This window comes from Roseovarius sp. MMSF_3281, from assembly GCF_030733685.1.
Taxonomy (GTDB): domain Bacteria; phylum Pseudomonadota; class Alphaproteobacteria; order Rhodobacterales; family Rhodobacteraceae; genus Roseovarius.
On sequence record NZ_JASHIM010000005.1, the window covers coordinates 42,798 to 55,810 of the forward strand.

Consider the following 13,013-nt stretch of genomic DNA (forward strand, 5'->3'; position numbering starts at 1 on the left):
CGGAGCATCCGGCATGGGGGACAGGCAGGGCGGCTTAGTTCAGCGCCTCAGCCGAATACTCCGACCAATAGGCCGGCCAGTCCTTGTCGGACACGCCTTCGTCAAGCGCGGCCTCAACCGCGGCGTCCCACGCCTCGGTCACAGCGTTCAGGCGGTCAAGGCGTGCCTCGTTCCAGGCGGCGTCCTTTTCCGTCCAGACGCCGATTTCTTCAAGATACCGGATGGCACCGGGATGGAACGGGGCATCCGCCGGAGTCACACCTGCCTCGGAGAGTTTCCAGCGGGCCGTGGCCTTGGTGGCATTGGCATAGATGTCATAGGTCTCGTCCAGCGCCTTGGTGAAATTATAGATCTCGTCCGCGTCGGCATCGGCATAGACCGTGATCATCGGATAGCGCACGGCAAAGATCTGCGCCGGGTCTTCCTCGGTTATACCGGCGCCTTGGGTCGCGGTTGCCGGTGCGAAGAAACTGGCCACCGAGATGATCGCCTCCCAGCCGTCGGCGTTGTCCTTCGGCATGGGCGCCCAATCCAGCCCGCGCGAGGAGCTCTCCATCTCGTAGAGAGTCGAGGCGGTGGGGGTTGAACCGGCCACGTCAACCTGCCCGTCCACCAAAGCCTTGAGAGCCGCCCCGTAGGAGGGCACCTCGACCACTTCGACATCGTCCCATGTCAGCCCGCCGAAGGCGAGCAGCGCCTCGACCTTGATATTGATCGAGGGATTCGCCTTGATGCGCGGCACGCGCTTACCGGCGATGTCGGAGAGCGCCTCGATACCGGCATCGCCGGCCACGGCCATACCGAAGGTGGAGGGGCGGCCCGCCACGACGCGCAGGTCCTGCGGCCCCCATTCGCGGGCCGAGAAATCGAACAGCGCCTCGGTGGCAAAATAAAGCTCGTTGGCGAGCCAGCCGTATTGCACGCGGCCGGTCTTGAGCGGCAACAGGCGACCGATCGAGGTGCCCGACGGCATGATACGCACGCGGGTACCGTATTCCTTGCCGAATGCATCCGCGATGGCCGAGGCCTCGGCATATCCGCTGGAACCGACATCGTAGGTTGCCCAAAGCATACTGCGCGGCAACTCGGCCTCTTGCGCGAACGCCGGGCCGGCGGCCAGTGCCGCGGCAGCGGTCATCTTGATGAAGTGTCTCATTTGGTTTCCTCCCTTGAATGATCAGTCAGATTGTACGTGTTAGGGGTCTGGGCGCGCTTTTGGCGCGACCCCGGACCCTGTGAGTGTCTCAATCTCCTTGGTCGAGAAATCGAACTCGCGGAGCACCTCCTCGGTGTGCTGCGCGAAACGCGGCGGGCGCATCCGGTAGCTTGGCGCGCTGCGCGATGGCTTTACCGGGGCGCCGACGCCTTGGTAATCGCCGATCTCGACATTCATCCCGCGATGTGCGGTATGTGGATGTGCAAGCGCTTCGGCCACGTCCAGCACCGGGCCGGCGGGCACGCCCGCCCTAATGAGGGCATCGGCCAATTCGGCGCCGTCCTTTTCCGCCATTGCCGTTTCCAGCGCGCATTTGAGGGCATCGCGGTTCTCCACCCGGTCTCCATTGCTGGCAAAACGCGGGTTATCCGCGATACCCTGGGCGCCGAGCACCGCGCAGAGGCGGTGGAACTGCCGGTCGTTCCCGACCGCCAGATAAATCGGCCGGGTGCCCGTTTCATAGGTGGAATAGGGTGAGATGTTGGGGTGGTCGTTGCCTGTGCGCACCGGCGTCTTGCCCGACATCAGGTAATTCGCCGCATGGGGATGCAGAAGCGAAATGGCGCTGTCGAACAGGGTGGCATCGATGAATTGGCCCTGCCCGCTGACACTGCGTTCGTGCAGGGCCAACAGGATACCGATGACCCCATTCAGCCCGGTGACCATGTCAACAACGGGCAGGCCCACCCGTGTCGGGCCACTGTCTTGGGTGCCGTTTACGCTCATCAGGCCACCCATGGCTTGAAGGATCGCATCATACCCTGGCAGACCGCCCAAGGGGCCATCCGCGCCGAACCCGTTGACGCGGCAATGGATCAGCCTTGGAAAGCGTTTCGACAGAACGTCGTCATATCCAAGCCCCCATTTCTCCATCGTGCCGGTTTTGAAGTTTTCGAGAACAACATCGGCGTTTTCCAGCATACGAAACAGAACCTCGCGGCCTTCCTCCTGGCGCAGGTCAAGGGCGATGGCGCGCTTGTTGCGGTTGACCCCATCGAAATACGAGGCGGTTCCGTCGCGAAACGGCGGGCCCCAATGCCGGGTCTCGTCGCCCGTGGGGGGTTCGACCTTGATAACATCGGCGCCGTGGTCGCCAAGCACCTGACCGGTCAGCGGCCCGCCGAGAACGCGGCTCAGGTCAATCACTTTCAGGCCGTGCAGGGCGCCGGCAGTTTGCGGGGCTGTCTCGGTCATTCCGCCGCCTCCAGATCGCCGTGCTCCTTGTCGAGAACCCGCGCGGCAAGGCTGTCTTCTTCGACATCCGTTGCCAGTGGATCGTGCGGTTGAAGCTTGTGCCGGAGCACGGAATGCGCCAGCGCGAGCCGGTCGCCCGTGGTGGCGTTGCCGACCTGACGCATCCGGGCATCTTCCCATGCCATGGTCACGGCCGAGGTCGCGTTGTAGACCGCGCTGGCCGCGGCGCGGGTTTCGATCTCGCGCTCCCGGCTATTGGCGACACCGTCGAGAAACGCGGCGGCGCGGGCGAATTGATCGGCGATCTCGGGCTGCGCGCCGAGGGTATCACGGGTTTCGTCCAGCAAGGTGTGCACATGCGCCTCAAGGGCGCTCAGGGCGTCCTCGCGCCGCACAGCGCGCGCCACATCGAGGGCGACGATGTTGCTTGTTCCCTCCCAGATCGAGCCTAGGTGCGCATCGCGCAGCACCCGTGCATCCGACCACTCCTCAATATATCCGCAGCCGCCGCGCACTTCCATTGCGTCGCCCGCCACCTTGCGGGCATCACGGCAAGTGCGGAACTTGACCAGTGGCGTCAGGATGCGCAGTACCTTGGCCATACCCGCCTCGTCCGCGTCGGCGCGGCGCAGGACGCTTGCCGTGTGGAAAACCATTGAGCGGCCCTGCTCAGCGGTTGTGATCATCTTGAGCAATTGGCGGCGCATGAGTGGCAGGTCGATCAGCCGTTTGCCAAAGGCCGTCCGGTTACGCGAGATGAACAGGGCCTCGGCGACAGAGCGGCGCATCAGGCCGGCGGACCGAACCCCATTGGCCAGCCGCGAGTTGTTGATCATGTCGGTCATATGCTTGAAGCCTTGCCCGGCTTCGCCGACCAGATAGGCCGTGGCTCCCTCCAGTGCGATCTCGCCCGACGCCATGGATTTTGTCCCCATTTTTTCCTTGAGTCGCAATATGCGATAGGCGTTCTTGCGCCCGTCTGGAAGATGGCGGGGCAGCAGGAAGAGTGACAGGCCCTTTGTGCCCTCATCGCCGCCGTCGGGCCGTGCCAGCACCATCCCCAGGGCCGCATCGGGGTTGGAGCAGAACCATTTGTCGCCGTAAAGCTTCCATTCACCGCCTTGGCGGCGCGCCATGGTGTCGATGGCGCCCACATCTGACCCCGCGGCCTGTTCCGTCATGAACATCGAACCTTGATAAAGGCTTTGCATGTCTTGGCTGGTCAATTGATCGAAATATTGTGCCACCAAATCGGGATCGCCGAACTTGACCAACGTACGGGTCAGTGAATCCGTCATGCTGAGCGGGCAGCACAGGCCGAATTCCGCCTGCACGAACAGGTAAACCAGTGCATATTTCACAATCGGAGGCAGCTTGTCTTTTGCACCGAATACGCCGGCGCGATGCGACATGGCGGCAAGGCCGAATTCGCCAAAAGCGTAGCGCTCCAGTTCCTCATAGGCGGGATGCTTGACGATTCGTTCGTCATTGGCGCCGTTGCGGGCGCGGATGCGCAGTTCCGGCGGGTTCTTGTCAGAAGTGAGGGCGAGCTCTTCGAGGCGGTCCCCAGCCAGCGCCCCCATACGGTCCAGTTCAGGGTGGACAAGCGCGCTGGTTTCGGGATCGAGGTACACCTGCACCAGCCGCCACAGATCTGGGTCAGCCGCAAACAGGTTCATGCCCCGGCTGTCTGGAATGTTCTGGTGTATGGATGCGGTCATCTGTGTCCTCCCAGTCACGCGAATTGATAAATTGGAGACAGGAAACAGATTTTAGAATGCAAAATCTAATACCGATAATGTATTTGGCGATACTAAATTGGATATGATACTATTTTTGTATGGCCGTCACATTTCGTCAGCTCAAGCAATTTCTTGTTCTGTCTCAGGAGCTTCACTTCGGCCGCGCGGCCGAGAGACTGAACATTTCGCAACCGCCGTTGAGCGCCAGCCTTCGACACCTCGAAGATCGTCTCGGTGTCAAGCTGATGGAACGCAACAGCAAGATCGTTCGCCTGACACCGGCCGGAACAGTCTTTGCCGAACAGGCGGCGCGAATCCTCGGGCAGCTCGAGTCGGCTATGGTGGTCGCGGCGGAAACGGCCAAGGGCGCGGCGGGCGAATTGGGCGTGGGGTTCGTGCCTTCGATGCTGTTCCGCGACCTTCCGGCTAAGCTTAAGGCCTTCCAGACCAGCCACCCGCGTGTTGAATTGATCCTTCAGGAGATGAACTCCACCCGCCAGATCGAATGGCTGCTCGAACACAAGATTGATGTGGGGTTCGTCCACTCCGTTCCCTTGCCGGACACCCTCACCAAAATGACTATCGAGACGGAACGATTGGTCGCTTGCTTGCCGCGTTGGCACAGACTGGCCACGAAAAGCCGCATCCGTATCTCCGAACTTGCCGGTGAGCGGATCATCGTCTTTTCGCGCGGGTTCGCGGCGCACTACCATGACAAGATCACCTCCCTGTTGCGCGCCTCCAATCTGGAAGCGGATGACCGCTTCAGGATTCAGCATTGGTTCACCGTGGTGGCCCTTGTTAAACAGGGTATGGGCGTGTCGCTGGTCCCCTCGTCACTGGCCAGCGGTGCATTTTCCGACGTGGTCTTCGTCGAGATCGAGGAACGTCAGGCCGAACATGATGTCGCCGTCATCTGGCGCGCCGATGATGATACGCCCACCTTGCAGAAATTCATCGCCAGCATACAGCGGTTCGGTGGCGCGGCCTGAGGCGCGCCGACGCCGCGGTGTTGTCACGTTAACTGGCATTGCCAACTTGCTGCCGTATCTTGATACGTCTAGCGTTTTATCATGAGAATACCAGCTGAGATGCCGCGCCTAGCACGGCGGACGTCGAGGACCTGTTAGCTGAACGCGGTGTAACCGTCAGCCGGGAAGCCGTGCGCAAATGGGTGAACCGATTTGGCCGGCATTTCGCCGATTGCATAAAGCGTGACCGTCCCACCGCTGCAGGCAGATGGCATCTAGACGAAGTCGCCGTCCCGATCAACGGCGTGAAGCAGTGGTTATGGCGTGCGGTGGATGCGAACGGGGACGTGCTGGATATCCTTGTGCAGCCGTGCCGAAACGCCAAAGCTGCCGAGCGTTTCCTTACACGGCTGATCGCTCGCTTTGGCAAACAGCGTGCCGTCGTGACGGACAAGTTGCGCAGTTACATCAAACCGGTCCGGACCCTCGCGCCAGAAGCGGATCATCGGGCACACAAAGGGCTCAACAACCGCATCGAGGGTTCGCATCGGCCGACCCGCAAACGTGAGAAGGTCATGGGACGGTTCAAATCGATCCTGGCGTGCCCCCATCGAGATGGCCTTCTCGAAGCTCAAGGCACTCATACGAAAGGTTGCCGCTCGAACATACGAGGACCTCTGGCGCGCCGTAGGACACGTCTGCTCACTCTTCACCCCAGACGAGTGTTACAACTTCTTCGTCGCCGCATGCTATGAAACCGATTGAGGTGAACACGCTCTAATTGTTTTTCTCTTTTGGGCTGTAGGTTGTGTGGTGCGACGCGGGAATGAACCATACCCGTACAATCAATAAGGCCCTTCTATCTACACGGGGACATGTTCCACGCAGGGCTGGGTATCCCGAATTATTTTCACTCTCCAATCTTGGGGTTCATCTTTGATCAGGCTGGATTGGAAACGCCGACCGGATTGTTTGCGGCCTCGATATCACGTCCAGCAGCCAGAAGAATATCCTCGCGAAAGCGGGGACCGATCAATTGTACGCCTACGGGGCAGCCCTTTGATTCTCCTGTTGGGACCGCCAGTCCTGGCATGCCAATTGCCGGTAAGGCTCTCTGGGTCAACTGCGCTTCGAAAACGCGTTTAAAACTTTCTTCGGATTGGACATCGAGTTGCTGATCGAACGGCAATTCTCCCGAGATGGGGCATAGCAGTATCGGGTATTTTGACAAAAAGACCTGCCATTCTCGGACCAGTCCTGCGCGAGCCTGCAGGGCTTGCATTAGAGTTTTAAACCCGATTTTGCCTACATCCTGGGACATCTGTTCGAACACGAATTGTGCATCCGGATCATTTTCGGAGGTCACTGTGTCGGCAGTCCCAAACTGCATTTCAGCCATCCAGAGGCATGCGTTGATTGCTGCCGCGCGACGCATCGGAGGACAGGCCACCTCCTCAACGGACCAACCCGCATGTCGAAGGCGGGTCGCAGCATCATGTAGCGCCGTGGTCACGTCATCACTGACAATCAGGCCATCCGGAGCAAGCGCTAGCGCCACGTTCTTTCTAAAGTCTGCCGCGCCTAAAGGTTCTGGAACGTACCATGGATCTCGCGGATCAGGCATCGACATGGCGTTAAAGGCAACTTCTAGATCATCGATACTTCGCGTGATAGGTCCGGATACAGCCATGAATTGGGCGCCAATAAAACGATCAGGCGCACTGGAGTTATATGCCGGCACCCGGCCTGTGGTTGGTCGTAGCCCATACAGACCACAGGCATAGGCGGGATAGCGGATGGATCCAGCGATATCAGTGCCGTGTCCTATGGTGCAAATTCCGGCGGCAACTGCCGCCGCAGCACCGCCTGATGAACCGCCGGGCGTGACCAGCTGGTTTCGCGGATTCAGCGTCTGACCGTGCAGCTTATTGTTGGTGAACCACCTCAGGGAAAAGGCAGGCGTGTTTGTACGCCCAATAATGATGCCGCCTGCCTTGCGGATATTCGAAACGACTGGACTGTCCTGGGTCGCAACATTATCGGCCAGAAGTCGCAGACCGTTTGTCGTGGCCTGACCTTTCTGGTCGACATTGACCTTGATCGTGACTGGCACGCCGCAAAGTGGCCCCAGATCGTCGCCGCGATCAAGCGCGGCATCGACTTGCCGAGCAGCCTCCAGCGCCTCCTCCGGAAACTCCTGCACCACGGCATTAATCGCCGGGTTGACAGCATCGAGCCGGTCAAGATGGGCTTGTGTCACCTCAACTGCCGAGATACGTCGCGCCCTGACCTCTGCCGCAATTTGCGTTGCCGTCCATTCCCAGATGTTCGCCATCTATCAGCCCTTCTTGTGCCATTCGTTTTCTCGAGAGCGACAGGCGGCGCTTAGTTTGTCGACACAACCAGCCAAAGGCGCATCGTCTCGGGCATTTCCAACTCAAAGCCAGGCTTGAGGTCATTACCGGTGCATTGGTTGCGCGGCAAGCGGGCAAGATCGTGGATTAGGTCGATCGCGCCGTCGCGGATTGGTTGGGTATGTTTTTGCCTCCCGCGTGTCGCGATAGCCTGTTGTTCTTTGCCACGATATGCGCATGCTAAGGCACGATGCAACAAACTTTCATCAGGGAGATGTGACAATGGCCGCACCCGGCGAAAACCTTCGGATCAATGGCGACAGGCTGTGGGACAGCCTGATGGAGATGGCCAAGATCGGCCCCGGCGTGGCCGGCGGCAACAATCGCCAGACGCTGACCGACGCGGATGCCGAAGGGCGGGCGCTGTTTCAATCATGGTGCGATGCTGCGGGGTGCAGCATGGGCGTGGACAGCCTTGGCAACATGTTCGCCCGACGCGAAGGGACAGACCCTGACGCGCTGCCGGTGTACGTGGGCAGCCATCTGGATACCCAACCCACGGGCGGTAAGTATGATGGCATTCTTGGCGTGCTGGGTGGGCTTGAGATCGTTCGGTCGCTGAATGATCTGGGCATCAAGACGCGCCACCCGATCGTGGTAACCAACTGGACCAACGAAGAAGGCACACGGTTTGCCCCGGCGATGCTGGCCTCGGGGGTGTTTGCCGGGGTGCATGACCAAGACTGGGCCGAGGATCGCACCGATGCCGAAGGCAAACGGTTTGGCGATGAATTGGACCGGATCGGCTGGCGCGGCGACGAAGCGGTTGGCGCACGCAAGATGCATGCGTTTTTCGAATTGCACATCGAACAGGGCCCCATTCTGGAGGCCGAAGGCAAGGATATCGGCGTTGTCACCCATGGGCAGGGGCTGAATTGGACACAGGTGACGATCACCGGCAAGGACAGCCACACAGGGTCAACCCCGATGCCGATGCGGCGCAATGCGGGCCTTGCCATGGCGCGGGTGCTGGAAAAGGTCGAAGAGATCGCGTTGAGCCACGCACCAGACGCGGTTGGCGCGGCCGGGCATATCGACATCTACCCCAATTCGCGCAACGTGATCCCCGGCAAGGCGGTGTTCACCGTCGATTTCCGATCACCGCAACTGGAGGTGATCGAGGATATGGTTACCCGGATGAAAGCGGCCGCCACCAAAATCGGCAAGGATATGGGCTGCGAGGTGGAGTTCGAGAAAGCGGGCGGCTTCGACCCGGTGGAATTCGACAAAGACTGCGTCGCAGCGGTGCGCAGCGCCGCCGAACGGCTGGGCTATTCGCATCGCGACCTTGTGTCAGGCGCCGGACATGATGCCTGCTGGATCAATCGGGTGGCCCCGACCGCGATGGTCATGTGCCCCTGCGTGGACGGGCTGAGCCATAACGAGGCCGAGGAGATATCCAAGGATTGGGCCACGGCCGGGGCTGATGTTTTGATGCACGCCGTCGTCGAGACAGCCGGAATCGTCGAATAAAAGGGGGCGCTGCCCCGTTACAGCATGCTGCGACTCCCCCGGATATTTTTGAACAGAAGAAAGCCGGGGCTTAACTGAATAGCAGGGAGGCATCACATGAGTGATATTCTGGAGCTTGGGGCGGCTGACCTAAGGGCGGGTCTTGCGGACGGACAGCTTAGCGCCGAAGAGCTTATGCGTGCGACACTGGAGCGGGTCGAACAGGCAAATGGTGTTTTGAACGCCGTTGTGTCGATGAAAGACAGCGATAGGCTTATGGCTGAGGCGCGCGCCACCGATGTTACGCGCGGGGGCGGGGCCCTTGCGGGTCTGCCAATCTGTGTGAAGGATATGGCCAATGCCAAGGGATTCCCGACCAGCATGGGGTCCCCCGCCTTTGCAGACAAGATCGCCGATAAGGACGATCTGTTCGTATCACGCATGCGCCAAGCTGGGGCCATCGTGATCGGTAAGTCGAACACGCCCGAGTTTGCGCTTGGCAGCCATACGTTCAACACGGTGCATGGCGCGACCTGCAACCCTTATGATGTCGGTGTGTCCTGTGGTGGGTCATCGGGTGGTGCGGCGGTCGCGCTTGCGGCGCGCATGGTTCCGATCGCGGATGGGTCGGACATGATGGGCAGCCTGCGCAATCCGGCCGGGTGGAACAATGTGTACGGCATGCGGCCCAGTTGGGGGCTTGTTCCGGCAGAGCCGGCGGCAGACACGTTCCTGCATCAGATTTCAACCGACGGCCCGATGGCGCGCAGCCCGCAAGACCTTGCTTTGCTTTTGAAGGTCATGGCAGGCCCCGATCCGCGACAGCCGCATAACATGCTTGTTCCCGATCTAACTCTCGCCGGGATTGACCCGGCAGAGGTTAAGATTGGCTGGCTTGGGGACTGGGGCGGGGCCTATGCGATGGATGCGGGCATTTTGGACCTGTGTCAGGCTGCCTGCCATACCCTTGCCGATCTTGGGTGCAGGGTGGAAAAGGTTCCGGCACCTTACAGCCGCGAAGCCCTTTGGGACAGTTGGACGACATTGCGAAGCTGGACAATGGCATCAAAGCTTTCGGAATTGTTAGAGAACCCGAAAACGCGGGACCAGATCAAGGCCGATGCGGTTTGGGAAATCGAGCGCGGCCTTGCGATGAAGGCCGTGGATGTTCACAAGGCCAGCGTTGTCCGTTCGGGATGGTTTCAGGCGGCGGCAACGCTGTTTGACCGCTATGATGCCTTGGTTTTACCGACCGCACAGGTGTGGCCGTTCCCGATGGACTGGAGCTGGCCGACAGAGGTGGCTGGTGTCAAGATGGATACTTATCACCGCTGGATGGAGGCGATGGTTCCGGCAAGTCTGGCGGGTTTGCCCGCATTGGCCATGCCCGCCGGATTCGGGAACAACGGCTTGCCCATGGGCATTCAGCTGATTGGACGCAAAGGCAACGATCGCCGACTTCTGGAGATTGCCCAATTGTATCACGAGGCCACCCTATGGCCTTTGACGACGCCGCCACAACTGGCCTTTGCCTGAGGGGGCTTCAGAACGTTGGGGGAGTGTTGGCCCATAGCACACGTGCGCGCGTCTTCCCGGGATTGCGATAGGCGTGCTTGCGACTGGAATTGAAGTGAAAGGAGTCATTTTCGCAAAGGTGATACACGGTATCGTCAAGTATCAGTTCAAGCTCGCCTTCTAGAACATACCCCATTTCTTCGCCGACATGCTGAATGTGGTCCTCGCTTGAGCCATTCGGCTCGATGATATGAATGTTGCACTGCAAGATATGGTCTTTTGAATGCGGGATGATGCGTTCGAGGCAAATTCCAGTGCCGCGGCGGACCGGATCAAGATCAATGATCGGGCGTTGGCCCATGCGCGATACAACGTGTTCGTCGCCATTCGTTTCATCGAACAAAAGCCCGATCGTGATATCCAGCGCCTGTGTGATTCGGTGTAGTAAGGCGACAGATGGCTGAGTTTTGTCGTTCTCAATTTTCGACATGTGCCCTTCTGAAATATTGGCCTGTTTTGCTAATTCTTTCAGGGTCATATTTCGGATTCTGCGTATCGACTTAATTCGTTCTCCGATCATTACCCAGCCTTATTTTCAAAAATGATTTGCATTCTGTACTTCTTTGCCGACCGTTTGTGATTGTCAACTGAGCTTTAAAATTAGGCATTTACGACAACTTGCAAACAAGTTCATGCAAGATACTTGCATAACGTGGCAACCTACGCTTACGCTGAGTTGTGTCTGCTGTTTCGCAGCGTGACCATGAAAATGAATAAAACCAGCGGTGGCGACAACACTTACGTCGTCCTGCCGGAAAGCCAACACAGGGAGCCACAAATGCCTATGACTGCATTTGCAAATCTATTGAAGACATCGGCGCGCCATGCTGTTTTGTCTGCGCCAATAGCTGTTGCGGGTCTGATGGCGGCCACTGCGCCAGCCAATGCGGAATCCGTACTGAAGATCGTGCCGCATGCTGATCTGCGCAATGTCGACCCAATCTGGACGACCGCGTACATCACGCGAAACCACGGGTATCTGGTGTTCGACACGCTGTTCGCGCTAGACGAAAACCTAGAGGTTCAGCCGCAGATGGCAGCCGGTCACGCGGTCAGCGAAGACGGTCTGACCTACACGATCACGCTGCGCGACGGGCTGACCTTCCATGATGGATCGGCTGTGACCGCCGAGGATGTAGTTGCATCGCTCAAGCGCTGGGGTGCACGCGACGGGATGGGCCAGAAGCTGATGGGTGTCACCGCCAGCTTGGAAGCGGCAGATGACAAGACCGTTGTGCTGACGCTGAGCGAATCCTATGGTCTGGTGTTGCAGTCGTTGGGCAAAATTTCGTCCAATGTGCCGTTCATCATGCCCAAGCGTCTGGCTGAAACCGACCCGAACGCTCAGGTGGAAGAGATCATTGGTTCTGGGCCGTTCAAGTTCGTCGCTGACGAATGGCAGCCGGGCAACCAAGTGGTCTATGAAAAATTCGAAGAATACGTGCCCCGTGAAGAGCCGGCAAGTTATGCAGCGGGTGGCAAGGTAGCGAAAGTGGATCGCGTCGAGTGGCGTTATATCCCCGATGCGGCAACTGCAAGCCAAGCTTTGCTGGCCGGTGAGGTGGATTACTACGAGCAACCCGCCGTCGATCTGCTGCCGATGATTCAGTCGGACCCGTCGATCAAGGTCGAAACCGTTGACCCGCTTGGCACCCAAGGCGTTATTCGCTTCAACTTCAAGTATCCGCCGTTTGACAACAAAAAAGCCCGTCAGGCCGCGATGTGGGCTGTGCAGCAGGCCGATTACATGTATTCGATCATGGGCGACCCAGCCTATTTTGAAGAGTTTTGTGGCGCCTATTTCATGTGCGGCGGGCCTTACGAGACCGATATTGGCAGCGAAGCACTGCGGGAAAAGGATATCGAAAAGGCTAAAGCACTACTCGCGGAATCCGGATATGACGGGCGTGAGGTGCTGATCCTTGACCCGACGGATATTCCGGTTGCTCATGGGCAGTCACTGGTTACGGCACAAGCACTGCGCGAGATCGGCATGAACGTGAAGCTGGTGGCAATGGACTGGGCCACCATGACGTCGCGCCGGGCCGTTCGTGAGGCCCCCGAAGACGGTGGATGGAACATCTTCCCGACGTGGTGGCTGGCCGCCGATCAGTTGAACCCGGTAACAAACATCTCGGTTGCGGCCTCGGGCGGCAATGCGTGGTTTGGCTGGCCCGAAAACCAGAAGATCGAAGATCTGCGCAACGCTTTCGCCAAGGAAACAGATGCCGCCAAGCAGATGGAGATCATCGAGGAATTGCAGGCCGAACTCTATGATTTCGTGCCCTACATTCCGACCGGCCAATATTACCAGCCAACGGCCTTCCGTGACAACGTGAACGGCGTGCTGGAAGCTCCGGTTCCGTTCTTCTGGAACATCTCGGTCGAGTAATCGTCATTTGATGAGGCAGCGCGCGTCAACGGCGCGCTGCCGGCCAATCAGCAAAGT

Annotated in this window: 9 protein-coding genes and 2 pseudogenes; 6 read left to right on the forward strand and 5 right to left on the reverse strand. The window is 59.1% G+C overall.

Annotated features, from left to right (window positions below; translation table 11 throughout):
- Nucleotides 1-34 precede the first annotated feature (34 nt).
- The 3 genes from RBB32_RS07495 to RBB32_RS07505 are packed head-to-tail and all read right to left on the reverse strand — an operon-like array spanning nt 35 to nt 4,131.
- The gene (locus tag RBB32_RS07495) at nt 35-1,156 is read right to left on the reverse strand and encodes a TAXI family TRAP transporter solute-binding subunit (protein ID WP_306152087.1); all 1,122 of its coding nucleotides are present in this window, start codon (nt 1,154-1,156) and stop codon (nt 35-37) included.
- A 39-nt stretch (nt 1,157-1,195) separates the two neighbouring features.
- Complete coding sequence (locus tag RBB32_RS07500) at nt 1,196-2,410, reverse strand: CaiB/BaiF CoA-transferase family protein (RefSeq protein ID WP_306152088.1); 1,215 nt, start codon at nt 2,408-2,410, stop codon at nt 1,196-1,198.
- The gene (locus RBB32_RS07505) at nt 2,407-4,131 is read right to left on the reverse strand and encodes an acyl-CoA dehydrogenase family protein (RefSeq protein WP_306152089.1); all 1,725 of its coding nucleotides are present in this window, start codon (nt 4,129-4,131) and stop codon (nt 2,407-2,409) included. The genes RBB32_RS07500 and RBB32_RS07505 overlap by 4 nt, the downstream gene beginning before the upstream one ends.
- A 119-nt stretch (nt 4,132-4,250) precedes the next feature.
- Between RBB32_RS07505 and RBB32_RS07510 the strand changes: the two genes are divergently transcribed.
- The 3 genes and pseudogenes from RBB32_RS07510 to RBB32_RS07520 form a co-directional block, all read left to right on the forward strand.
- Nucleotides 4,251-5,144: a LysR family transcriptional regulator gene (locus tag RBB32_RS07510; protein WP_306152090.1), complete on the forward strand. Its 894-nt coding sequence runs from the start codon at nt 4,251-4,253 to the stop codon at nt 5,142-5,144.
- A gap of 104 nt (nt 5,145-5,248) precedes the next feature.
- Nucleotides 5,249-5,716 (forward strand): annotated as a pseudogene (locus RBB32_RS07515) (IS6 family transposase); the annotation flags it as partial.
- 13 nt (nt 5,717-5,729) lie between these two features.
- A pseudogene (locus RBB32_RS07520) lies at nt 5,730-5,888 on the forward strand (IS630 family transposase); the annotation flags it as partial.
- 175 nt (nt 5,889-6,063) lie between these two features.
- On the opposite strand, the gene RBB32_RS07525 reads toward RBB32_RS07520, so the two are convergent.
- Nucleotides 6,064-7,458 (reverse strand): amidase family protein, encoded by a 1,395-nt coding sequence (locus RBB32_RS07525; protein WP_306152091.1) that lies wholly within the window; start codon nt 7,456-7,458, stop codon nt 6,064-6,066.
- Between the two features lie 301 nt (nt 7,459-7,759).
- On the opposite strand from RBB32_RS07525, the gene RBB32_RS07530 reads away from it, so the two are divergent.
- The gene (locus RBB32_RS07530) at nt 7,760-9,010 is read left to right on the forward strand and encodes a Zn-dependent hydrolase (protein ID WP_306152092.1); all 1,251 of its coding nucleotides are present in this window, start codon (nt 7,760-7,762) and stop codon (nt 9,008-9,010) included.
- 96 nt (nt 9,011-9,106) lie between these two features.
- Entirely contained in the window at nt 9,107-10,525 is a 1,419-nt protein-coding gene (locus RBB32_RS07535; protein ID WP_306152094.1) for an amidase, read from the forward strand.
- Nucleotides 10,526-10,532: 7 nt separating this feature from the next.
- On the opposite strand, the gene RBB32_RS07540 is transcribed toward RBB32_RS07535, so the two are convergent.
- The gene (locus tag RBB32_RS07540; RefSeq protein WP_306152095.1) at nt 10,533-11,084 is read right to left on the reverse strand and encodes a cupin domain-containing protein; all 552 of its coding nucleotides are present in this window, start codon (nt 11,082-11,084) and stop codon (nt 10,533-10,535) included.
- A gap of 132 nt (nt 11,085-11,216) precedes the next feature.
- Here RBB32_RS07540 and RBB32_RS07545 point away from each other — a divergent pair, with 132 nt between their 5' ends.
- Nucleotides 11,217-12,956, forward strand: a complete 1,740-nt coding sequence (locus RBB32_RS07545) for an ABC transporter substrate-binding protein (RefSeq protein ID WP_306152096.1) — start codon at nt 11,217-11,219, stop codon at nt 12,954-12,956.
- Nucleotides 12,957-13,013 lie beyond the last annotated feature (57 nt).